Consider the following 24,535-nt stretch of genomic DNA (forward strand, 5'->3'; position numbering starts at 1 on the left):
GGCTGGCACGTCGCCCCCATCCCCATCCCAGTTGGTCTGTTCGTCGGCTGTCTCCAAGAGCGCCTCGTCCGGATTCCTCGCCGATCGTGGTTTCGGTCGGCAGGTCGGGCCAGCCCTTCGTGAGAGTGGTGGCTGGCTCGGTTCCGAAGGCTGCTCGGCACTTCACCGGTCCCATGGGACGACGTCCCTCGCCGCTCGCGATGCTGTCGGAAACGGAGAAGGCCGCAGCGCCGAGCGCTCGTGCATGGAAGTCAGTGTTCGCTTCGACGAGCGCGAGTACTACTCGACCGAACGTCCACTCTCTAAGTGGGCTGCTATCCTGATCGTCGAACGAAGTCTCGGAGACGCCGGTTTGAGCACAGAACGGACACTGGCGTTCATCCTGTGGAATGTCCTGTCCGCAGGTTCTACAGGTGCGAGCATCATCCTCTGTACGGTCGGGATACTTGGTGGATTCGAGGACTCGTTCCCGTCCGTTCCCTCTCGTTTCAGGGTCGGAACTCGCTGCGCCGAGGATATCAGCGGGGTCGTACTCAGGATTCCGGTCAGTCACACGCTTGGTTGCGTTCGTCATCGTATTTAAACCTCGGCCCCGAGGGAAGCACAAATCGACAGGGAGCGAGAGTCTTGCCTGACCTAGTGAAACAGTTATCGACCTGATGATGTTGTCACTGGTTGCCGTGCAAGATGTAGAGCATCTATTCAGCGCTAGGCCGAGGTCTGCCACCGCCCGGTCTTCGAGGGGCATGACAGGCGCATCGCGGAACAGTTTCTCAACGAGGTAGTCTGTGCTGATACCATTTGCTCCGTGAGTCTGGGTATAGTATTGATATTTTTACATATCTCATGGAAGTACATCTTTATCTGGAGCCGTTGGTTCGGCCTGCTCGATCTTCTCCATAACGAACATTAGATGCTGCAAGTCCTTGTCCCTGAACTCGGGTGCGTCTCTAACAACCTCGGAAACCACCCTGTATGTGAATCCTTTTTGATTCAAACGTCTAACTGTTTCTTGAGGAGGAGATGTCCAGAACCAGAATTCTCCATCCTTCTGCTTTTCCGACTCTGGCTCCCTAATCTTGTCCTCTAACTTGCTGAACTCGTACTCCCAATCCTGATTTGAAGGATCATACTTGCATTCGATAAATCGAATTTCATCCGGTGTCTCAACTTCCACGTCCAGCTCACCTGCGTCAAGCGAGATATTCCAGTCGACATTATCAGAACTGTGGTCTTTCCGAGTCAGATAGTAATAGGAAATCAGCTCTACAAGCAGACCTCTTGCCTTCCCCAGTTTCGTTTGACGACGGTTCGTCTCTGACTCCTTATCTAGCTCTTCAGACAGCTTTGATCCTCTCTCACCAACCGTTTTATCCGAAACCAGTTCCTTGAACTCGTCTTTTTCAAGTTCCATCTCCCGAAGCATGATTTCATCCTTCTCAAGATGCTTCTCGATAAGTTTCTCGGCCTGCATATGCTCTGAACCCGAGAAGCCAGAGTAATCCCCACAGCAATCGTAGAACATTACCCATCCAGAGTAATCTGCCAGCCCTGTGCTCCCGGAGGCCTCAACTAAAACGCCGTAGGTGTAGTCGTTACCAGGCTCAACCGGGTGAGTGAACTTACAGACGTAAGCCTTCTCTCCGTCAGCAAATCTCTTCTTCTGGTTCACGGTCCCACCCATCAGAGAAATGAATGCAGGAACGCCGTTGAAAATCTTCGTGGACCGGAGGAATTCTACCTGATACCAAAACAGCTGAAAGTCGAACTCCTCTTGAGTATCCAATCCGTTTTCCTGCGTTCGAGAAGTTAAGTCTGTAAAGAAGTCCTCTTCTACCTCTTCGTCTAGGAACAGGACATTGTCCATTATTTCGACTGTTTTCTCGGCCTCAAGCGGCCGGACCACGTCCTCTTTCACCTCTCCAAAGAAACGATCCAAGTCAGCCCTTTCATCAGGTGTTGCACCTGCATCATCAAAGGTGTCAATTGAATAGGCCCAAGTCTCAGACCTGTGTAGTCCACTGAGACAGGTCTCTTGGAAAACTTCGTCTTCGACAAGTTGAGACCAGACGAACTGCAATGTCCGAGTGTAGCCCTCTAAAGCAGATTCCAGCCGCTCTTCTCGAAGGTCTGTATCTAGTATCGTGATGAAGTAGCTGTTAGGATAACCGTCTCCGACATCATTAAATTGGGTAAAGACATGGAAGATCGTCTTCAGGCGTAGGAGCTCCGCTTTCTCTATCTCGTAGTCAGAACTAGAGACAGTATGCTCTTGGAATAACTCTTTGAACGGCTGTATTACCTCTTGTCTGAAATCATCAAGTACGGTCTGAGCTTCTTTCCATGAACTTGCTTTCCGGAGGCTTCGCCGGTATTCGTTGATGTTTTTAATGAACGCTGTTTTCTCACAGGTATTAGGAAAGGAAGATAGTTCAATCCCTTCAAAACGAGCTCTGAAGAACACGAAGTCCTCCGGTATCAAAGGAAAATTGCTGTAGATAACTCGATGAAGAAAGCCTCGGATAGCTGTTTCTATGAAGAACTTGTAGCCGTCAAGCAATTCATCAGACCTCTCGGTCGCAAACTCAGTTCGTAGCCATTCCTCAAGTTCGTCGACATTACTTGCCAGATCGACAACCTCAGCAGAACCTAGAATACTGCCAATAGCAGACTTCTGCTGTTCCTCCGGATGGTTCATACCCAAACTAAGCGTCGATGAATCTTAAGATGTTTTGTGAAGAGTCTTAAATGAGGCCGTTCGAACTACTAGTTAATTTGGAAGGAGCGGGTCCAAACTGACGGCGGGCACACGACTTCGTGGGCGTTCCACATCAGAAACTACTAGTAGACAAGTGAGCCACGAAATCCACCGCTATCTAATAACTTCGCTTAAAGGAATCAAGAGAGTGAGCGATGATATATTTCTGGTAGTAAAGGTCGATATTGTGGAACAGGCATTCGTCTTTAGCTAATACTCACAGTAATACTGTTAGACCGTGATTTTCGGTCGAATTTCGCCCATACACCACACCAAAACGACGAAAACCACCGATGCTATTGTTGATCATCGCAGGATTTCACAAGGGACAGCACCTCGACCGACGGAATTGGTTCTCCTAACATCCACAGTTATAATTTCATCTCCAAGAATTACTACTGGTGTTAGCTAAAGACGAATGGTGGAACAGGTTGTTAGTTGAGCCTGTCATACAATAGTTCTCAACAAATATAATTCACAGCTTCTGTGTTGAACAGAACTAGTGGATGGCGAAATCACGGGCTTAAGAGCGAATGTAGAGCTGTATAATCGCCAAGTAGAGGCCGTGAGACGTATTCTTTGACACACTGTGTTAGTTACCTAGCTTGGATTCCTCTGAGAGCGGCAGATTATCATTCAAGTTGATGAAAGGGCGATTTGACTCAGTTCCTCCTCTATAACCGCTCGGCAAAGTCGCAAGACTGCGCCACATCAATAAAGTGCCCCACATACCCTTTGAAAAGGATCAGTAGGATCTCATAGCGTATCTGAGAATCTTCAGATGCCATCACCAGTCACGTCGTTTGGGTAAATTCTCACATCGTCTTCAGTTAGAGCCCCATCATATGGTGCGCGAGCGATCCCTATATTTAATATGGCCGTCAAGCGATTAAGTTTCCAGATGGAAGGCTCTAGATCAGATGAGGGCTCTCCTTTCGGGGAGGTGACCGGGGTTGAAGACCTCATTGAGGCGGAAAGAGATCCAACACCGCCAGATCCAGAAGATCTCACTACTGAGGTCCTCAACCAGACCCGGGTTGAGTCACAGGAGTCTCTTGAGCGTCAGTTAGATCTCGCCACACATATTGATGATGTAGCGATGCGAAATGCCCGTACCTCAGTGATTGTAATCAGTATTATTGCCTCTGCGGCAGGGATTGCTAAACCGAGTACACTCTCTGGCCTCTCTCCAGAAGTTAGTTACACTGCGGCGACTGGAATTATATCCCTAACAATTTGTGTATTTACTGGTCTTGGAACTGTCTTTTCTACTGATCGAGAGTTTGGTGTTGGTGATTCATTTCGAGAAGAAGCTCAAACTCAAGAGTATTCAGAGAATGAGTGGATGTTAACCCTTTTAGATGGTTACAACGAGTGGACAGATAGTATGAACCAAGAATTGAGGCGGGGAAATCTATTTCTAGTGGGGAGTCAGTTCCTTTTGTTTTTTGGAATCGCAGTGCTTCTTATATCAGCACTTTTCCTCCTTCTTTAGACGAAATGGTGCCACAGATTTATCACCACAGAGTGGATAGTCTATATTGAGATGGTGAAATCACGCAAAACCGGACGCGAGCTTGAGGGAGAGCGCGTAGAGATGGGTACGTCCCGCGTCCGCCGTTTTTTCAGAATCCTCAGTGAGTCTGCTGTAGAATCTGGCGATTCGGAATAAAATCACCGCTTCGTCACTCTGAACAAATTAAGGATTGTGGGGCCTTCTGTCACCAATAGCTTCTGGTCCCGATAATCCATACCTTGACTGTACTTAGCGACCGACCAAATCTTGAGATCGTACTAATAGACTCTTGATATCAGGCAGCTAAACCCCGGTGGGACTTCGCGGGAAACGGCATTCAAAATACAGTAAGTACTAGTAGATTCTCAGAGAGCGATATCCGTCGTGTCACTAGGGCGTATTGGCGGAGTTTCGGATATAGAGTACTATGGCTTAACCTCTGATGCACTTTCTCTCTATAGGTGAATCCGATCCACCAACCGCTCAGCTGGGGTGCCCATATGTAATGTGAGCAAAGAATCTTTGTCGTTTGTTTCAGTATACTCGGTCCATGAACCGTCAACAGGGGTTGCTTTCTGACTCTGCTCTCGAAAATCCGGAACAGGACCAATTCGGATACAGCAGTTTTGCCGAGAACATCGCTGATACAATCTCCATACGGACTCCTGCCGATGAATTCGTTGTTGGAATCTACGGGCAGTGGGGAGCGGGTAAGAGCACGGTACTAAACTTTGTAGAACAAAACCTCGAAGAACGCAGTGATTCTCCTGTAGTTATCCGGTTCAATCCTTGGTGGTTCTCAGGGCAGCCAGATCTGATCAATAAGTTCTTCTCTCAATTCCGTGCAGGTCTCGACCTAGAGGACAATCGATTTGACAATATCCGGGAAAAGATAGCAACGCTCTCACGAGGGGTATCGAAACTTCCGGCAGAAGCCGTTGGTGTCCCAATTAGTCCTGTAGCAAAGGGCGTTGCTGATGTTACTGAAACGGATGAGCCTGAACTTGGTGAGGTAAAGGAATCTATCTCGGAGGCGCTCCGAGAGTCCGACCAGCAGATTGTGGTGTTTATCGACGATATTGACCGGTTGACCAACGACGAGATCCGGCAGATGTTTCGTTTGGTGAAGAGTGTCGCTGACTTCCCGAACGTGACGTATGTGTTGGCGTTTGATCGTGATGTAGTGGTCGAAGCCCTCGAAGAAGGTGAACGCGGGGTTCAAAACGGGGATAGGTATCTTGAGAAGATTGTCCAACTGTCTCAGCACATGCCAATCCCTGCCGACAACTCATTACACGTCTTCTTCACAAACCGATTGGACGCTATCGTAGGGGAGGACGAAGTCACGTTCAACAAAACCCATTGGCAAACGGTGTATCGGCACGGGATTGACCCATTAATTGAAACTCCTCGATCCGCTATTCGTCTCACCAACGCTGTCAAGACCTCCTATGGCGCAATAGGAGATGAAGTAAACTACGTCGATTTGATTGCTATAGAAACACTCCGAATCCATTTCAACGATATCTACGAGAAGATACGAGAGAATAAAACGAGATTCACGGTACGCAATCATCCAAATCAGGGAAAAGATCTAGACCACGACTTCTTGTGGGAGAATTATGAGAAACCGGTTGATACAGCAGAGATGCTACTCTCATATCTCTTTCCGCGATACTCTCGTAACGAAATCAGCCCTTGGAAATCAATCAGCGAGAACGAAGACACCTATCGAAAACGGAAGAGAATCTGTCACCCAGATATGTTCAACTACTACTTCCGACAAACCGTGCCCGAAGGAGAGATCCCACAGGAAGAGTTCACTTCACTCAAAACCTCCGCTCAGGACCACGAAAAGTTCGCACAGATTCTCCTCGATTTGTCTGAGCAGGAGGGCAAATCAGGGCGTTCCCGGGCGTATAATTTCCTAAAGCGATTTCAGGAGCACAGCCGAGAGATTGAAACTAGGAAAGAAGCTACCTTGGGACTGTTTGAGGTAGCTGACCACCTTGTCCAAGTGGATCCCCGAGCGAACTCGCTGGATGACGGGAATATCGGCTTGTTATTTCAGACCGTATACTCGCTGATAGAGGAAGCCGACAAGCCAACACAGATTCTGGACGACGCCATCTCAACCAGCCACTCCCCCTATTTCGGTGCTTATCTACTAGGCTTGTTATCTCAAGAACATGGAGAGTATGGTGGTACAGAACGACTGGAACGGGAACGCCTGTTACAGTATGAGGACATCTGCGATCTAAGAGAAACCTGGGTGAACCAGATTGAGAACCAAGCCAGCAGGGGTGATCTTGCTGATGTTGACCGAATAAACCTAGTTTTGGAGCGTTGGAGGGACTGGGGCGATTCAGATGATGCTGTTGAGTGGGTTAGAAGGTATACAGCGGACAATGAGTCGCTGATAGAATTTATTGAGTACTTCCTCACCGATGTAAATGCATCCACTGGAGAGACCTATGAAATCCTCAAACTAGAGCAAATCGAACCATTCCTTGATATTGAAGACGTAGAATCCCGGTTCAACACTATCGACGACAGTGGGTTAACCGAACGACAGGAAGAAGTCGTGGAGATATTCATCCAAGCGCAGTCACTCGAAGATCCGAATTCACTCGAAGGGTGGGCGTTCAATAGAGACAGGTAGCAATGAAGATGACCGGCTGCTAGTAGACATTCAGTTTGGGATGTCCAGACCCATAGAGGAACTTTGAGGAGAGCGGCGTTCCAAATCAAGTAACTACTAGTAGATCCGTTAGCCGATAATCAAGGTACTGACTGTTATTTCTTTCGAGCGAACCAGCCAGAGAATACACAGTTGCTAGCTGGGTGAAACTGTTTAGTCGTAAAACCACTCATTTCTGACATAACCGGCCTGCTGAGTATAGAGGGTGGGGACAGCAGGTGGCTATCGGCAGTTTCACGCGGGTATGACTCAATTTTTCATACAGTCAACAACAGAGAGACGACCGTCAGCAACACATTATGATGATTGGATCAACTCATCCAGTTCATCCACAATCCATCCTCCAGTAATCCCCTTCGCAACAATTTCGTGACGAACCCCATCATTGTACACTGACTCTAACTCCCGGTGGTATTCCGACCCAGGGCGGCCTTCAATCATCGCATCCAGACGCTTTAACATGAATTCACTATATTTCCATGGCAATGACTCCTCTTCATACTCTCTCAACTCACTACACCTCGTGAATATGATCTCCGTAATATACTTTTTGAACTGGTGTGGAATCTCTGCGGTCGTCAGAATCTTCTGATGGCACGACAACATAATCTCTACTGCCGACTTAGGAATGGTTCCACCTCGATTACGCCGATAGGATTCTAACGCAATGAATTCCTCATAGTTACCATCCTCGTTCGTCACATCATACTCGTCGTTTTCCACCATCCGCTCCATAATCCGAAGTAGATCACCCATGTTGCTAATCATCTCATACATAAACCGAGAGTAGTCGTTCGGCCATTCGCTATCCGGATCAGTTTCTTCCGTGTTCTTGTAGTTCTCGCACATCAGGCGAGTCATTGATTCGTAATAGTACAACCACATATGCCAGTCAATTCGCTGGTAGAGCGCTTCACGAACCATAATATCAAAGAAACTGATAGCGACAAAAATCGGGTCATTAAACACGTAGTCTTTCGAGCGACTTACAGATGTCAACCGCTGAGCGTTGTACTTATCGTACTCCTTCGTTCCCTGATCGCGCAACATTTCTTTGGCTGTATCCCCAATCGGCCTGTACGCATCTAACTCCTCAGCACGAGAGCAATCCGAGAACAACGCATGCAATAACCGATTATCGGGATTAACCCGATACCGGTGGATCCCGTCCATCGTCATGTTATTCGAAATCTCTTGGTACAGCAAGCTGTTTTTTTCTCGGAGGAGCGTTGTTAGATACTGATGCGTAACGTCTCGACGCTGGAACCCGTCAAGTTCGATGTCTAAGATGATGTCAATCCCGAGTCCAGGGTCAATAATCGGATATTTAGCGCCGAGTTCAGGGTCTAACAGCAGAGTTTCTGTGTAACTGGATGAGTCTTCTGCGGAGTCAGCAAGTCGGTACCGCAGCATCGCGAGATAGTATGTTGCTTGTCGACGCTTCAATTCGAACGTATCTCGTACACGCTCACGAGCGGATTGCTCCTCGTTATCTTCCTCTACATATTCGACCAAAGGCGAAGAATCATCAAGTTCTTCTGCTTCTTCAGTCTCTATAAGCGTGTGCGTGACTGTAACATCAATGTCTCGCCATTGTTGTTCACTCGGTGGCGTGGGTTTCTCCGGGTGGTCGATAAGGGGCGTGTAGTTGTCTCGAAGCACCTCTACGAGCGTGGCGTATTCGCCTCGGTTGTAGAGGTCACGTAGTGCAGATAAGAGCATTTGTTCGTTGCGAATACGCACACTTTTGCTTAGGAATACACCGAGGAACACGCCCATGATCGTGATGGTTGCAGCTAACTGAATGAATTCGATTTCGAGAGAGGTGATTTCGATGGGGGATTGTGTGTAGGCAGTTTTCAGGCTCCAGAGTGTGGTATTGTCGGTATTCTGTAAGTAGATGCTTCCAGCGTAGCTCACAAGAACGGTAAGTCCAAGAGCTGTGAGAAGGCCTGCAATGGGCTTGTTCCAAAGTGTGTAGGTGACTCGAAGTTGTCGATAACGGGGGAGTACTCTATAAATGGCAACAATTGTGGCGAGAAGTGTGAATATGAATAACTCCGCCATTATATAGAAGATTATTTTCGAGGTTTATTAACCGTAAGTGTTTGATAGACGGTTTCATCAGCGACAGATATACTGAACATCATGCAAGATACGCGCTGTGCATCTTGCACAGCCCGATCTACCAACCTCGAGACAGATACCAGTGTTTTGCTGTCTTCGCTAAGAGCCGAGACCAAGACAGGACGAGTTGGCTACTCGCCGTCCGTGCTGTCCGTCACTTCTGCGATGAACGTGTCCGTGGCCCTGTCCAGATCGTACTGGTTGATGAGTTCGAGGGCAGCCAGCGCTGCGCCTGTGTCTACGAGGTCTGCGGCGAGCAACCGTTTGAGACGAAGGGTGCCTTTGTGGGCACGGTCGGAACCTGAACCGCGCATCTGGGAAAATTCCATGAAGAGTCGTCGCCAAGCAGTCGCCGAGCCGGTCACCGTGAGATTCCAGTCCGGGGCTTCATATCTAGAGTCCGACTGCCGGCGGTAGTGGCCTTCGAGTCTGTCGAGCAAGTCGTCGATGATCGTGCCCTTCTCAACGGTCCGTCCGTGTATGGCGTAGTCTGGGTCGACGAGATTGCGCCACTCGTCGTAGGAGGTGATATCGTACTCGACAGCTAGCTCGACCTCGACTGTTTCGAGACAATCGGCCTTCCCGGGTTCATTCACGCGGCGAAGTCGATCTGCGGGCCCCTCGGCGCGGACTGTAAGGTCTGGGAACTGCGCTTCGCTGGATGCTGATTGCTGTTCTCCGGTCTGATCGCTGTTGGTGGTCTTCGATGCCATGGGTACTGTCGGGACGCTCTCACTGGACCGCCCCGCACCCGGCTGGGGGACAAAAAACAGAATTTTGATGAGAACAGCTGAGGTAGCTGGGCACGTAGCGAGTTCTGGTTACGTCTCACGAAATGAGCGCAACCCCAGGGAATTCGCCTCGCCGGAGAAAGAGACTGTAATTCAGGTTTCAAGTGTGAGGACGATATCTGCGTCCCACAGGAGAGTGTACTGGCTATAGTGCCCTTTCCCTTCTCCAGTCCCTCGTCGACTCCCTGCAATCTCTAAAAAGCAGAGTTCGTTGAGTAGCTGTCGGGTCCGTTCTGTTGAAAGCGGGTCTGCCCCACTCTGATCACAAACATTGAGATACATCTCGCGTATTCGCATCGTCCGGAACCATTCTCGGTCTGGGTGGTTCTGACTGAGGTTCGCTAGCGCGACTAGAACATGCTTGCTATGGGGCGGAAGCCCAGAAATCAATTCAAGCAACCGGTCAGACTCTGCTGAGGCGCGTGCATCCGAAAGGTGAGACTCTTTTACTCGCTCAGCGTTCTCCTTGTTCGCTTGGTCACCAGCATATCGGAGGAGGCGCATAGCCTTTCGTGCGTCTCCATGTTCCTTGGCACTCAGTGCCGCAGCACGAGGAATGACTCCCTCGTCAAGGACGCCGTCAACGAAGGCATCGGTCCGATTTTGAAGTATCTCTCGAATTTGCTCCGCATCATAGGGTTCAAAAATAAACTCGTTATGGCCGAATGAACTCTTTGTCCGTTCGCTCATTTTGTCCCGATAGTTGATTTTGTTTGATACCGCTATCACTCCAATTGGAACGTCAACACTCCCGTCTTCCCCGGCTCTTGACAAGGCCATCAAAAGATCGTCGTTATTGAGTTTGTCAACCTCGTCTAAGACAATGATTGCAGCGTCATAAAATTCGTTCAGGACCGACCACACCCGTTCAAAGTACTCGTTCTCTGAAATCCCGCGTGCCGGAAACTTTACACCGCTTTCTGGTGGGTTGATTGCACGACCGTATTTGCTCAGAGCGTCAGAGTTACCCTTTGCCTGCTGACAATTAATATATCCTGTAGCAAGCTTCACATCCCGGTTTTCAGCTTCTTCCCGAGCAATCTTGGAGACGTGCTTTGCGACGAGTGACTTCCCACATCCGGTTTTCCCGTAGATGATGATCGAATTCGGCGGCTTCCCGACGACAATTGGCCCAATCTCCTCAGCAACTTTCTCTATCTGTTCATCCCGCCCGACGATTCGTTTTTCACTGGGTACGTAGTCAATTTGAAGGATCTCACGTTGCTCAAAGATTCTTCCTCCGCTCTTATCGACACTATCAAATACGCTATGGAGTGTCTCTGACCCGTCCTCGCTATCCATTATTAGAGTTAGACAGCAGTCAGCGAAATAAAACTTAGGTACCTGATTATGAGTAAGACGCCCAGGAAACCAAGTGAAAAGACAGATATAAGGATTTCCTTCTTACACAAAACTTAGCTGACCCACACCAGATTTTGAGTAAGAGGGAGGGAGACACACACCTAGTTTGGAGTAAGAAGGACAGGTAGGCCGGGGCGGAGAGAAGCAACATAGAGGGTTGTGGCGACACGTTCGTTGTCTCTACACGGACTACACTACTACTTACTAGAACAGCTAGACTAGAGGAACACACCTAGTTTGGAGTAAAGAACTCACTCCAGATCAGCTCATCTCGTCTTCTACGACACTAATCCCATAATCCTTACTCAAAATTTGGTGTGTGTGTCTGAGCCTGAGTTTTTGTTGCTGACAGTTCAGACTGATAGAACAGCTACACCTAGTGTCTCCCTCCGCGAACTCACGAAGTGTGATTTGCTCACTTGAGGCGACAACAGACTACTACAAGCAGGCAGCTGATGAGCGCTTATTCGGTCGCTGAAGAGGTGTGATAGGACGCCCCGGAGTCAAACGAGGTCAACTCCTCGATGCGGTCTTCGAGTTCCGCAATCTCGTCTTGCAACTGCTGGACTTCCGCATTATCAGCATCGCTGGCGACAAGGCGATCTTTCAGTCCCTGAAGCCGGGTCTCTTTGGTCTCCTCGTCAACATCGGCTTTGCGGACGTACTCAGTACTTTCAATGTCATACAGATCTGTCTCAGACAGCTCGGTCACCTCAAGAGCATCGTCTACCTTGTCTCGGTCAACGCTCGTCACGCGCTCACGGTCAATCCCAGCGGCCTCCAGTGCGTTCAGCACAGTCTCCTCGTCTTTGAGGGAGCGTTGACGGCGTGCGGTCCGCTGGACGGAGCCAAACTGCCCGCTGACTGGTTGGTCGTGATGGAGCCGACTCAGGATGACGTCAGCGACCTCTTTCCGGAGGTCGTTGGCACTGCGCTGGACATCCGACAACATCGTGTACAGGTCCACGAGCGTATCCGTCTCGATATCGCCAAACGTGTCGACGTCGTGGCGCTCAAGCGCATCAGTCAATAGAAGTGCGTCGCTGTACACTTGCAGATCCGGCTCAGTCCGCTCGGTCTCTTTATCTTCATCGCCGGTCGTAGCGATCTGTGTCGTGGTTTCGAGGTCGCTCTGTCGGATGATGCCGGCGTCTTCATCAATCTCTATTCGTGGATGGAGCGACCAGACCGTAGCGAACGGCTCGGCGTCGGGTGGCAATCGGTCAAGAGCGAACTCCTGATTTGGTTCGTCATGCACCCGCCGAAACAGCGTCTCAAACTGCTCGCGCTGGAGTGGCCGTGTCTCATCCTTTTCGACGTAGTCGACGATGATTCGGTGTTCCTGTGTCTCACTGATCCGGAACGGCGTATGTGAGAGTGGCGTCACCAGCACTGCATCAGATGGGAGTTCATCAGCCTCCTCCAACAGCGTGTGCCAGTTGACACTGAACGACATATTCGATCCAGTACTGCCACCATCAAATGACTACTGCTCACGCGTGCAGACACACCACCATTTCCGGTGAAAAACCACCAGACAGCAGTAGTGTTTACACTCGAAACACGGTGTGGTGAACCTGGGATGTGACCATGCTCAGCGCAGGAATGGCCTACACTTCGAGTGGCTCCATCGGCTCGACCTCGAATGTCAGCAGATGCGACCGAAGTTGGGCGTAGGCCCCGTCGCCGTCAGTGGTGACGCAGTACCGGTTCAGCCGGGCCTCACGAGGATTGCCGTCGTTCTCTTGCCACTCTTCCAGCGTAAACTCAAGCGCCTCCAACTCGCTGTCAGCGTCTTCAAAGACGGCCGCGACCGATGGCGTCCCGTGGTTGTCAGCGACGTATGCGACCTTGACAGCGTCGTGGTTGGCGTCAAGTCTCGTCCACCCATCGAGCGCTTCCGGCGGGTCCTCAGCAAACTGCTCGATCTCACGCTGCGTTAGTTCGGCCTCTACTGCATCCCGCCACGCCTGCTTGATATCCTCGGCTTGGGACCGCTCAATTTCCTGAAGAACATCGGCGTCGATACAGTCCGCAGCCCAGGCAAGCACTGTCTTGGCTTTCTTGTGCTTCTCCTTGGGTTCGCCGTTTAGCTGCCCGAAATTCATCTCCTGAGGAGACATCAAGAGAACATGAGTGCGCCAGTAGCCGGGGTCAGCGTCGCACTCTTCACCGGCATCGGGAGCCCACGACTCCATCGAGGTCCGGACTTCCTCGTTATGGCCGAAGCCAGTTCGGACGCCGCCGGCGCGCAGGATTCGTTCCGCGAGGTCGATAGTTCGCTCACGCTCATTAGCAGGCGCTTCGTCTGGACGGTCAACGTCGGCGTAGAATGGCAAGCCGACGTTGTCGATGATCGTCTGTTCGTAGTTTGGACTGAGTGGCGGTTCCTCGACGAAGATCGGATCGAACGGTGGTTCGGCTGTAGGCAACATACTGGAAAGCCTCCAGCCAGTGAGGCAGCACAAAATCGCTCTGAGGCGGGTCAGGTCGAGAGGTACTGGTCGGCAGTGTCACCGTGGTTCGCTTCTAGAGCGTCCCAGTCAGCCATCGAATCGTACTCTGGGCGGATCTCACTGTCCAAGAGCATGTCGTCGGCGAAGGCTTGGACTTGTTCGTCGACGGGTGCGGCCTGCAGGTCACGCTCCTGGACGATGAACTGGATGCCGCAAAACGTGCGCCCGTCTGCTGCAAGCTGCCAGAGCATGAGCTTTCGATTCTGATGGGTTGCGAGTTCGGTCAGCAATGCGTCGTCTGTTGGATTGGACATCGTTTGGAGCCTCCACGCAAGAGGGGTTGATAAAATGAACATTGTGGATAAGATGAAGTAGCAGTACAGTGTTTGAAAAGGGGATTAAGTGGAATTACGCTAAGTGCGAACGGATAAGATTATGACTCTCGCAGGTGGCATTTGGTTTGACAGGATGTACGATGTGAATAGCTTCAAGCGCGATATGATGGTCGTTATCGCAGGTATGGACAGTCCGATGGGGACAGAATTGACCGCAGAACTGCAGGAGTACTACTCTGAGGAAATCACAGTAGGACGTGTCTATCCACAGCTGGATGATCTAGTCGAAAAGGGACTTATCAAAAAGAAGGCTAAGAACGGACGAGAGAACGAATATCAGTTGACGAGGCGTGGTGTGCGAGATCTTCAAGCCCATCGGGAATGGGAGGACGAGTACTTGGCTCCGATTGATGAGCTATCCGCATAGAAGGTGTGAGTGGTAGCTGCGACTTCTATAGAGGTTTTTCATCGCCCTAAACGGCAGTTTAATACTAATCTTAAATTAGACCTATTCTGAATCTATCTCAAACTTTCGTCGGGCCTTGTCAGCGACCTCGGGATGCCGATTCGCCAACCGCTCTAGCTGGTCACGGAACTCGTTGCCCAGATCGACGTCAACGCCATCGCTCGCACGAAGCTCATCGTAGAAGTGCTTCATTTCGGGACCGATAGCGAAGCCAATCGTCTGGTCACTGCTCCGACGGTGAACGTCTCACCGAACTCGCAGTTGGTATCACCCGGTGTCGGCGTTGGTTCCAGCATCGGTTCCAGGGTTGCCCGGCACGGGCGTCGCAGTGGCTGTGGCTCGGTGTCCGCCGTGTCAGCTGCGGCCGCCGCTGTGGACGCATCCATCGCTGGTGCTTCAGCTCCGCCGCTGTCGCCGCCTGCCCGGTGACGACCCATTCCCAGTGAAACCAGGAACTGACGGATATCGAATCTGAACTTCGCTCTATCTTGATTCAGCGAGAGAATCCCGCCCTTCCCGCGAAGGACGAGTGTTCCGACGCTCTGTCGGAACCGAGGACTAAGCAGGGCGGGAGTGAATCGCGTAAGCCTCTTGCCACAATCTCCGTGACTGTTGCCTGGCTGAATACCCAACGTAAGTATTTAGTGGGGTAGAAACGTACAAATTCTTGTGCGAACGGAGATAGATATGGAGCGCGGTGGCGACTTACACGAGCGGGTCAAAGAGTACGCTCGTGAGAATGGTATCCGCCATCCGCGTGCCTACCGCGAGCTAATCGAACAAGGGTTAGAGACGGATGAAAACGGCGACTAAGACGCTCGAAGCGACTCTTGCCCCGCCGACAGCACACAAGGAGCGGAAACTGTGTGACCTGCTCGACACCTACCGTGAGGGGCTACACGAGGGGTTCGACGCCGGGTGCGACACGATGAACGCAACCAGCGACGTGGTGACGCCCTACGACCTGCCGTATCAGGCGAAAGCGGCACTGTGCAACTACGTCCCACAACTTCACGACACCTACGACGCACAGGAGTTAGACGATGACCACCCGGTTCGGCTCACCAACCAAGCCGCCGAGTTTGACCACTCTCCGGCGCGAGACTATGAGTTCACATGGTGGGCACCGCAACCCGGTCGCGGAACGAATTTCTGGATACCGCTTCGTATCAACCCCGAACAAGAGGGGCTTTGGCACGACCTCGTAGACGGGGACGCATCCGCAGGGCAACTCCGCCTGCAACAGAATCGCACATCGTGGACGCTACACGTCACTGTCGAATTTCCGGTTGAAGAACCCGAGTACGCGACAGACGGCGACGACGTGACGCACATCGGTCTGGATATTGGTGAAACCGCCCTGATAACGGGCTGTGCCCTCAAGGACGGTTCACCAACTGGCCCGTTCGTGTGTGACGGGAGCCGTGCGAAGCATCTTCGCAAGGAGATGCACACGACTCTGAAACGACTCCAAGAGCGTGACGCCGCCGAGTGGCGGATAGACGAGCGATTCGACCACTACCAGAACGCGCTCACTGATATTGTCGAGAAGGCGTCTCGGCGGGCTGTTGAGTATGCCCGCCGGTTCGAGAAGCCGGTACTCGTGATGGAGAATCTGACGTACATCCGCGAAGAATTGGACTACGGTTCGTACATGAACCGGCGACTCCATGCGTGGGCGTTTGCTCGGTTACAGAACTGTGTCGAGGACAAGGCACGAGAGGCTGGTATCCCAGTCGAGTACGTCCGACCGGAGTACACCAGCCAGACGTGCCACGCTTGCGGTCACATCGGAAACAGAGCCGCACAAGCCACGTTCCGGTGTACCAACGACGGGTGCCACATCACGAAGTTTCAGGGCGATATAAACGGCGCAATCAACGTTGCACACCGGGCTGACCCGTGGGGAGAGAGCGTGCCGCTGAAACCGGCAGGCAATGACTCGCCTCGGGATGGGAGTGTCTGTGACAGCACCGCGACCCACCGAGAGACGAGCGAGAAACACTCGCAAATGACTCTCTCGGCGTTCCACGGGTCGGTACCCTCTACCAGCAACAGCGAAACTTAGCTGGTATTCCCCATGCGTGGGAAGCCGCGCCGTTCACGGCGCGGAGGATGTCACGTTGGCGCTCGTCTCCTGAGCCACGTTCACTGACTCTACACTAACTATTTCAGAATAGAATACTATTTCAGAATAGAAAATCATTCGCACTATTCACCACAGATTTAAGTTGAGAGGAGGTGATACTGCTGAATAGCATGGATGGCTCAAATAGTAAGAATAGCATAGATAGAACGAATAGTCCGAATAGCCCATATAATTCGATACAGACCGACGGGAACTCTCGGGCTGTATCGGTGTGTATGCTGAAGGGGGGTGTCGGCAAATCGACGATTGCTGTCAACCTCGCCCGGCAGCTGGCCGCACAGGAGCACGATGTGCTCCTCATCGATCTTGATCCGAACGGCCACGCGTCCGTTGGTTTAGGCTTTGACGACCAGTATCACAACACCGAAGAAACTATCGGCGACGTCTTCTTCGACGATGCTGATCCGACCTCTGTCGTCTACGATACTGGCTACGAGTTCGACATTCTCCCGTCCAGCGAGGACTTAGAACAGGTCGAACGGGAGATCGTCGTCGGCGACGTGTTCCAACCCTCTGCACTGCTCAAGCGAGAAGTTGTCGACCCACTCCTCGGAGACACATACGATTACATCGTCACGGATTCGCCGGCGTACCGGTCCCGACTCACGGATAACGCACTCGTCGCGACGACGAATCTAGTGCTTCCGCTTGCCCCCGGAAACGAGGCGATGGCCGGCCTAGAGCGGACCATCGAACGACAGATTTCACCGCTTCGGCAGCATATGGACGTCGACGTCCTGGCGCTGGTTCCGAATATGTTGAGCGGCCGTATTGACCAGCAGACGCAGGATCGACAGTTGCTCGAACGGCTCAACTCGCATGATAATCTCCAAGATCGCATCCCGAACTTCGCGCGGATTACGGACTGGGAGGCCGTTGACGCCGGTGACCTCAAACCTTCACCGGGTATCCGGGACCGTACGAGCATCACGAAGGCCTACGGTGAGCGCAAACCGCTGCTGGACTTCGACCCTGACTGTGACCAGTTGAAGTGTTTCGACGAGCTGGCACACATCGTTGAGGCAGGAGAGGTGGTCCGTCATGTCTGAGGACGACCCGTTCGCCGACCTCGGGGAGACGCTCGAGGATGAACCGGATGACGAAACACAAGAGACGGATGAGGCGTCCGATTCGGAGACAACCGCGGAGGCCCCTGTACAAGAATCGGTCAAGCCCCGTGACCCGATGACCGATACTGCGTTCAGCTACGAGGCTGCCAAACAGCGCCCCTTCTATGCTCGTGAGACTACGATTGAGGACTTCGATTCCTGGCTGAAGTACGAATTAGAGCGGGAGCTCAACCAACAGGGCTACCAGAACATCGTCGTTCGCGAGATGACTGATGCACTTCTGCGAACCGTCGTGGAGGAAGATATCGTAGAAGAGGTGGCCGAACGGTTCGAACAAGCCCGCGAGTCTGCTCTTTCAGAACCGGACGAATAGCACACTATTTTAAAATAGAATACTATTCTACAATATCTCAACAGCAGTCTCAGAAAAGCCGGATCTCACCGTTGGACGGCAGGCTCAGTTGTGGCCTCCGCTGATAAAAATTGAGACCGACCTTCTCAATGCATGTGGAATTTTGACATAGTTCCTGAATAGTATGAAGGCGTAGTCTGGGATAGAACGATGGCACGAGACGACGCTGATCTACCGACGGAAGGAAGACTCTGAGCATGACGACCACCGCCAGTATTCAGTGTTCATGTCCAATCGCGGTAGTGGCTTCCTCACTGAGTATGGGTATCGGTGGGAGATCGAGAGCGGCTACAGATCGATTAAACGGTTCATGGCCGCGATGACATCGAAAGGCTTCGGACTCCGATTCTTTTATTTCGCGTTTGCGTGCCTGTTGTACTCGATTTGGCGTGCGGTGGATCTGCTCGTACAAGTCGAATTGACTGGTGAGTACGAACACTCGCCGATGGTGACGGCAGATGACACACTAACGTTGTTGAAGAAGGAGACTGGAATCGGGTAGGGATAACTCGATTTGTGGTCGCGCAGCGTCTGAGTGACTACGCTCTTGAGAATCTTCGAAATTCGGCGATATAGTCATTAGTTCAACATAAAATGGTGGTGAGAGCCAACTTGGAGTGGCTTCCGCTTGACGATTCGTCCAAATACACGCATTACAGCCACTCTAAACCCGCTGTAGTCTCATCTTTCCATACACGTTTCGGTGATATCGAAGTGCTACAAACGAACATCGATTTGCATCGATCAGGATTTGAGAGATGAGAGAGTACGCTCTATGCGTCGCATTCTAACTAATCCGAGGCGAGATCAGCCCCCGACATTAGCTAAAGACTTCTCGGACTTCTAAATACGGAAGTGTGGATTTTGGCCCCCGCGCTGGCCTATAAAACAACTATTTCAGACATGGACCAAGCTAATTAATGTCTAAAATATCGATATCGACACTCAAAGTGATTACTATCGTTATAGTAGTTGGTTGAATTGGAGATAACGGGATCTCGTACTCTAGTGGAGTTTCCAGATGACACACTCAGAATGTCACTTTCAGACTTGTTACCAATCCACCCAAAATAATATTTGTACACTTGTTATCTAATGCTGGCATTTCTTTGCCCTACTTTCTAAAGCTCAGTTCACATAACAGATAGGTAGGGGTTGGCAAGAGCGAGTTTCGTGGCACTGACTGGTAGCTCTATTTCCTCTCACGAATTCTCCGCATCCATACGAATTTACTGGCGGTCTGTAGCAAACTCACCCGTTTCACTTGACTCATTAGCAACAAAACTACGGCGATAAGGATTAGAGCCTTGATTGTGTAATCGTTTCTCGTCCTGACTTAGTTTAAGACTGACCCTAAGTTTCGTACTTTGGGGGATTCAACTCTCAGCGCACCCAATATCACGTAGTTCTCTCGGGCGCGCTTTATTTATCTTTGTCAAAGTTCGGTAGGTGCAGATGACGCTCTTCGGTCTCCTCATTACAGATTCTGACTAAGCGGAAGGGGGAGAGTCTTGTAGGTGCGGTCACGGTACTGACCGCAGTTCCACCTCTTGATTTTAACCACTAAAGGGTAAATTTTCCGTTACGCGGGAATTCGTCAATGTATAAAAAACGCACCTCGCTCGCTTATCCTTGCCCTATTTGTACCACTGAGTAGCACCCAATTTTGTAAATAGTAATATGTCAGCCCATATTTTCAGCAATTCACCCGGCTATACTCAATCACAACAGTGTGTTCACGGAGGTCCGGAAGACCAATAAAAAAAAGTGATCTGGATAATCCGAGGAAACCGCTGTTGGCACCCATCAGCTTGGGATAACTTCATGACATGCTCTACGCTATAGGTTATTCAGCACGATTCCTATCCAATCACTTTCTACAACTATACGTGACTAATTCTCTCTAGTATCTACCAGGAATAGTATCTAGAAGCTTGGATTCTATTCAACCCCATCCCAGAGATATTGAAGCATGACACCTACAGTCGACACAAATAAACCGAGAATTCCAATAAACATTCCTGGTTCAATGAATTGGGAGAGATCCGATTCGAGTAACAGAATCCCAAAGGCAATCAATGCAATTCCGTAGACTGTAATTGTTTTCATGTCTACACATATCAACTCTTGCTATTTATGTTCTCCGGATTAATAATTATCTCACGTCATGTCACAACCATTAAGTTTAAAATATTGGATATCACAGTGATGAGTGTGGTGCAAAAAAGAACCTCCCGAAGAACCGCTCTGAAGCTTATAGGATCTGCTACTGCGCTATCATTATGTGGTGGCGTAAGTGCAAATAGTGACCCTCCAGCCACAGTTATCGAGTACAAAAAAGGAGACAGCAATAATCCAATTAAAAATGAAGATATTCGAGAAATGCGTCAAACTGCTGTAGAGAAATCCGAGGTTGCCTCATCGAAAGAAAAGAAGGAACAAAACGATAATAACGAAAAGGAGAAAGTTAGCACTCAAGTAGACAGGATTGATGATATGAAAATGCTTGGAAATATCAAGACATATTCTTCCCAAGCAATTACTGGATATGCTATTGCTATAAAAAATAGAACGCCAGTTGAAAAGATCGTTTCCGAACCTGAAAACGTAAGTAAGTCAGTTACGCTACAATCCGAGTCAGACAGTTTGCCCAAACCATCGCACAAGTCTATTGATAAATTTATAAAGAAGCATTCAAACGAGGGTGACGTGAAGATACAGCAACAAGGGGCAAGTGAAACTGAGCCTAGGGGGAAAACTACTAAAATTGGGACAATAAACCATGAAATATTCTGCTATGATTTCGATGTTAACCCAACCGAAGTTGCTGGAAGACTAAGTACGTGGGTGGAAGCATGGAAGATTGATGCTGAAGAAGACGCATACTTGGTAAGTTTACTCGGTAAACAAATTCCAGCGAGCTATGATAATTTTGATTATGGATTTGGTGACACAATTAAATTGAAAGACAAGACCTCCAACTTCAGATCTTGGCTGAAGCAGAAGTGGACCAAATCTGACCTAGGCGACCCACAAATAAAAGATAGAGAACCAAAAGGCAACGTAACAGGGTCTGTTGACACTAGTTTGAGCATCTCTGTTGGAGCTAGTGGCGGCGATCCGGGTGCTACGGCAGGGCTCAGTGTCGATATAGATACACCCTACGTGGAGCGAACAGAACAATCAACAGTCGGCCGTGATGTAAAACAAAAGTATAGATATCCACACAAGTATTTCAACAAGGACGCGACGAAGGTCCCAGTGTCATTGTATTCTCTAGGCTACGGACATCTGTCAAAAGATCCCGCTGATAGCAAAACGCTATTGAAGACAGAAATGAAAGGGGAGTGGTTAGGTCCGGGTGATTTCAATAAGACAGAAAAAAGTGAGATTGACGCCACTATCAGAAAGTTGGACCAACCGGTGCAATAGCACTCTAGCTACAGTATCCCACAGGGCCGGTGGTTGAGAAATCTGCTTGCTGCGAATTTACCACGTTTCCGCGATATGAGTGTTTACAAATGTACACTGGTAGCACTGTCTAGTTAGTGACACTGAACTGGAATTCGTTCATCGAGCGCTCAATGCCGTCGTTGGAAGTTATAGTATTGCGCAAATTCCATCAGTCACTTGATGCTGCTCCACCGACAGAAAAAGACGCTGAGCATGATGTTTTCGGGTAGTATTCGGTATTCCTAACAAACACTAGCAGCTCCTATTTTGCCGAACACGGTATCGTAGAAGATTGAGAGCGGGTACAGGTCGATAAAGCGATTCATGGCCGCGACGACGTCGAAGGATTTCGGGTTGCGGTTCTTCTGTTTCGCGTTCGCGTGCCTCCTGTACTCGATCTGGGGTAGCGCGGTGTCGAGTGGCTACACTGTTGACCATCTTCGGAATTCGGCAATATAGCTAGTAGTGCAACAAGAACGGGTGATTGAGAGTAAATCTGAACCTGTTTCCGATCACTTAATCGTCCAAATACACGCATTACAGCCTCGCTAAACCCGCTGTAGTCTCAACTTCCCACCGTGGTGTAGTCCGAAATAGCGATCCCAATGCGTGGGATTCCACGGAGAACTGAACGACCGCATTGTTGTGATCGTTAGTCTCTATGAATGGCCTGAGTGGCGTGTGGGCCATCGCGACAGTCGATGGCCCACACAGCCACGACCCGTGCAGAAGCATTCGAACCGCTTCACGAGAAATCAGACAAGCACGCCCGCCTAGTCTGGGGACTCCAGACTGAAGATGGGTCACAGAAACCGTTGTCCAAACGCGCCTTCCACCTCGCAACGCACTGGTTTGGTCACGATGAACACAATGATGTTGAGGCCTTTCTGGCCTGGTTACCGATCACGATTGGCGGCACGCCAATCGATGATCCGTACCCGCAATGGCACGCCAATACGACCGATTTCGATCTTGTCACCCGACTTCACTTGATCCGGCTCTATCATAACTGGAATCATGAAACCGCGCTCTGCCAGTACCTTGACGCCGAGCCGTCGCTACTCGACGCGCTCGGCGTCGATTCTCGCCCCGACCAGTCAACGCTGTACAACGCTTGGCACGAACGATTTACCGAGCAGTTCCGTGAGGAACTGCGAGCGACTATCAAACAGGTCGTCCGCGTTGCCAAGATCCGCCGAGTCGATGTTGCTGACCGGATGTCTACGGCTGACGAAGCCACTGAAGAAGACGAGGAACCCAGTGCCAGCTCCCAACGAAAACACGCTCGGGAGACGACCAAGCAGATCTGGCAGACAGCTAAACCACTTGTCGGGCCGGTCGTCGATTTCGACCGCGACGAGACCCAGATACACGATAACGCCTTTCTGGAGTTACACACGTTCCTGGGCTGTCGAGAAGACCTCTACGCGGAGACTGGTGCTAACGACTTTGTTGAAGACTCGACCCGGGACCGCACGCCAACTGGATCGTATCACCGCAACTCTATTCGCGACCTCTCAATCCAACAGCACCGCCAAAACCACCGCGCGGCGATGACCAATGTCATCGCTCGCGCCAGACAAGCGGGACTGCTTACCGGCAAGCAGACCGTTGCAATCGACATCACCGAGGGAAAGAAATTCTGGGGAGAACGCGATACAACGGAGCTACAGACACAGATTATTGGAACAAAAGAAGACAATCGGGAGGTCGCGTACCAGTACGCGACCGTCCAACTGGTCGGTAACGACCTCCCAATCGTTCTTGATGCAGTGCCAGTCGTCAAAGGAATGGCTCGCGACGAAATCGTCGATAAGTTGCTCACGCACGCAACAGAGATGGTCACTATCGATCTTGTTCTCATGGACCGTGAGTTCCAGCACGACGCCATTAAGGAAGTTTGCGAAAAGCACGGCGTTTACTACCTGAATCCGTCGAAAATGTACCGTGAGGAAAAGCTCACAGCAAAGCAGGTAGCCCGTGAAGATACCACGATCCACATTGAATCCGTAGCGGCGGCCGGCCAGCGGCCGCCGCGAAAGCGTCTCTGGGTTCCACGAGCCAACGTGAGAAGCGATGAGATGTTACCCGACGGTGGAACAACCGAGGAAACCGAGGACGTGTCGGAAGCCGACGAACCGTCGGCTCCCGACGGAGAGACCCAGAAACAGCGGATTCGTCGTGAAATAGTGGAAGATTTTCTCAAAAGATTCGTAGACATCTCGGAAGAGGAAACCGCCGAATGGGATCTCGGCACGGAGTTCTTGGAGACAGTGGAGGAAAGTGCCTACAGGGAGTCGTATGCCGTCTCCGAGGACGGCATACGACACGTCGTTTTCGAGACGAACCATCCGGATATCGACATTTCAGACGGTAGAGCGAGCGATACAGCAGTAATTCACAAGATAGCACGCTTCACGCGACAGTACGCCAACCGGTGGGGAATCGAAAATGGCTACAAGAAGAGCAAGTCGATGATGGCAGAAACAACCAGTACAGACCACAGCTACCGATTTTTCAATTTCATCTTCGCCTGTTTGTTGTACTCGCTATGGCGGCTCATCGATGTGCTGGTGAAACGCTCGCTCGGCGACGAGCGAGCGGGGACCTGCGTACGTGCATCAACGTTCCTCACCATTGCCAAGCAGGATCTTGGCCTCGGACCACCAGAATAATCACCTGATTCCCGTGGAGTTTGCCCGGCGGGCCAGCGGCAGCGCTGGCCCGCCTGAGAGGATTTCCGGCAGTCGTCGACTCCAGTTGTCACGTCACGGCTGACAGACTCATCACGCGCCGATTTCGCGTTATCTTCGACCCACCGTAACCGCTGAAACGTCTGAAATCCCGCGCATCAGCCGGCCTATCTTGGAGTCCTCCACCGTGACAGTAGTTGAGACTGGCAGTCTCAATGCATACGAAATGAGATTCAGGGACATTTT

The 24,535-nt window shown here is 50.7% G+C and carries 17 protein-coding genes and 3 pseudogenes; 11 read left to right on the forward strand and 9 right to left on the reverse strand.

Going from position 1 to position 24,535, the window contains the following annotated elements:
- Nucleotides 1-574 (reverse strand): annotated as a pseudogene (locus tag GJ630_RS16040) (hypothetical protein); the annotation flags it as partial.
- Nucleotides 575-844: 270 nt separating this feature from the next.
- The gene (locus GJ630_RS16045; RefSeq protein WP_191450341.1) at nucleotides 845-2,698 is read right to left on the reverse strand and encodes a hypothetical protein; all 1,854 of its coding nucleotides are present in this window, start codon (nucleotides 2,696-2,698) and stop codon (nucleotides 845-847) included.
- Nucleotides 2,699-3,659: 961 nt separating this feature from the next.
- Between GJ630_RS16045 and GJ630_RS16050 the strand changes: the two genes are divergently transcribed.
- Together GJ630_RS16050 and GJ630_RS16055 are read left to right on the forward strand one after the other, a co-directional pair.
- Nucleotides 3,660-4,253, forward strand: a complete 594-nt coding sequence (locus GJ630_RS16050) for a hypothetical protein (RefSeq protein ID WP_197427660.1) — start codon at nucleotides 3,660-3,662, stop codon at nucleotides 4,251-4,253.
- 571 nt (nucleotides 4,254-4,824) lie between these two features.
- The gene (locus GJ630_RS16055; RefSeq protein WP_191450342.1) at nucleotides 4,825-6,936 is read left to right on the forward strand and encodes a P-loop NTPase fold protein; all 2,112 of its coding nucleotides are present in this window, start codon (nucleotides 4,825-4,827) and stop codon (nucleotides 6,934-6,936) included.
- 336 nt (nucleotides 6,937-7,272) lie between these two features.
- On the opposite strand, the gene GJ630_RS16060 is transcribed toward GJ630_RS16055, so the two are convergent.
- The 6 genes from GJ630_RS16060 to GJ630_RS16085 all read right to left on the reverse strand — a co-directional run bounded on the left by GJ630_RS16060 (nucleotide 7,273) and on the right by GJ630_RS16085 (nucleotide 14,025).
- Nucleotides 7,273-9,042, reverse strand: coding sequence for a hypothetical protein (locus tag GJ630_RS16060; RefSeq protein WP_191450344.1), 1,770 nt, complete (start codon nucleotides 9,040-9,042; stop codon nucleotides 7,273-7,275).
- Between the two features lie 191 nt (nucleotides 9,043-9,233).
- Nucleotides 9,234-9,815: a hypothetical protein gene (locus GJ630_RS16065; protein ID WP_191450345.1), complete on the reverse strand. Its 582-nt coding sequence runs from the start codon at nucleotides 9,813-9,815 to the stop codon at nucleotides 9,234-9,236.
- A gap of 171 nt (nucleotides 9,816-9,986) precedes the next feature.
- Nucleotides 9,987-11,195: an orc1/cdc6 family replication initiation protein gene (locus GJ630_RS16070; RefSeq protein WP_191450347.1), complete on the reverse strand. Its 1,209-nt coding sequence runs from the start codon at nucleotides 11,193-11,195 to the stop codon at nucleotides 9,987-9,989.
- 523 nt (nucleotides 11,196-11,718) lie between these two features.
- Nucleotides 11,719-12,711, reverse strand: coding sequence for a hypothetical protein (locus GJ630_RS16075; RefSeq protein ID WP_151104307.1), 993 nt, complete (start codon nucleotides 12,709-12,711; stop codon nucleotides 11,719-11,721).
- A gap of 154 nt (nucleotides 12,712-12,865) precedes the next feature.
- Nucleotides 12,866-13,690 (reverse strand): hypothetical protein, encoded by an 825-nt coding sequence (locus GJ630_RS16080; RefSeq protein WP_050038587.1) that lies wholly within the window; start codon nucleotides 13,688-13,690, stop codon nucleotides 12,866-12,868.
- Between the two features lie 50 nt (nucleotides 13,691-13,740).
- Nucleotides 13,741-14,025, reverse strand: a complete 285-nt coding sequence (locus tag GJ630_RS16085) for a hypothetical protein (RefSeq protein ID WP_050007895.1) — start codon at nucleotides 14,023-14,025, stop codon at nucleotides 13,741-13,743.
- A gap of 121 nt (nucleotides 14,026-14,146) precedes the next feature.
- Here GJ630_RS16085 and GJ630_RS16090 point away from each other — a divergent pair, with 121 nt between their 5' ends.
- Nucleotides 14,147-14,473, forward strand: coding sequence for a PadR family transcriptional regulator (locus tag GJ630_RS16090; protein ID WP_079980879.1), 327 nt, complete (start codon nucleotides 14,147-14,149; stop codon nucleotides 14,471-14,473).
- A gap of 227 nt (nucleotides 14,474-14,700) precedes the next feature.
- Here the strand turns inward: GJ630_RS16090 and GJ630_RS16095 are convergent, their stop codons facing one another.
- Nucleotides 14,701-14,898: a hypothetical protein gene (locus GJ630_RS16095; protein WP_154020833.1), complete on the reverse strand. Its 198-nt coding sequence runs from the start codon at nucleotides 14,896-14,898 to the stop codon at nucleotides 14,701-14,703.
- Nucleotides 14,899-15,199: 301 nt separating this feature from the next.
- Between GJ630_RS16095 and GJ630_RS20370 the strand changes: the two genes are divergently transcribed.
- From GJ630_RS20370 to GJ630_RS16125, 8 genes and pseudogenes are all read left to right on the forward strand, one after another.
- Nucleotides 15,200-15,325 carry a hypothetical protein gene (locus GJ630_RS20370; RefSeq protein WP_255355564.1) on the forward strand — a complete coding sequence of 42 codons (126 nt, stop codon included), beginning with the start codon at nucleotides 15,200-15,202 and terminating at the stop codon, nucleotides 15,323-15,325.
- Nucleotides 15,309-16,580 carry an RNA-guided endonuclease TnpB family protein gene (locus tag GJ630_RS16100; RefSeq protein ID WP_191450349.1) on the forward strand — a complete coding sequence of 424 codons (1,272 nt, stop codon included), beginning with the start codon at nucleotides 15,309-15,311 and terminating at the stop codon, nucleotides 16,578-16,580. Before GJ630_RS20370 ends, GJ630_RS16100 begins: the two co-directional genes overlap by 17 nt.
- Nucleotides 16,581-16,771: 191 nt before the next feature.
- A complete protein-coding gene (locus tag GJ630_RS16105; RefSeq protein ID WP_079980878.1) occupies nucleotides 16,772-17,710 on the forward strand; it encodes a ParA family protein in 939 nt (312 codons plus the stop codon).
- Nucleotides 17,703-18,104, forward strand: a complete 402-nt coding sequence (locus tag GJ630_RS16110; RefSeq protein WP_050007892.1) for a hypothetical protein — start codon at nucleotides 17,703-17,705, stop codon at nucleotides 18,102-18,104. The genes GJ630_RS16105 and GJ630_RS16110 overlap by 8 nt, the downstream gene beginning before the upstream one ends.
- Before the next feature lie 178 nt (nucleotides 18,105-18,282).
- Nucleotides 18,283-18,645: pseudogene (locus GJ630_RS20150) on the forward strand (transposase); the annotation flags it as partial.
- Between the two features lie 1,706 nt (nucleotides 18,646-20,351).
- Nucleotides 20,352-21,575, forward strand: coding sequence for a hypothetical protein (locus GJ630_RS16120; RefSeq protein WP_151104309.1), 1,224 nt, complete (start codon nucleotides 20,352-20,354; stop codon nucleotides 21,573-21,575).
- Between the two features lie 251 nt (nucleotides 21,576-21,826).
- Nucleotides 21,827-21,998: pseudogene (locus GJ630_RS20155) on the forward strand (transposase); the annotation flags it as partial.
- A 299-nt stretch (nucleotides 21,999-22,297) separates the two neighbouring features.
- Nucleotides 22,298-24,271: a transposase gene (locus tag GJ630_RS16125; protein WP_191450352.1), complete on the forward strand. Its 1,974-nt coding sequence runs from the start codon at nucleotides 22,298-22,300 to the stop codon at nucleotides 24,269-24,271.
- The last annotated feature ends 264 nt before the right edge of the window (nucleotides 24,272-24,535 follow it).

This window comes from Haloarcula sp. CBA1122, assembly GCF_009741785.1.
In the GTDB taxonomy this organism is placed as follows: domain Archaea; phylum Halobacteriota; class Halobacteria; order Halobacteriales; family Haloarculaceae; genus Haloarcula; species Haloarcula hispanica.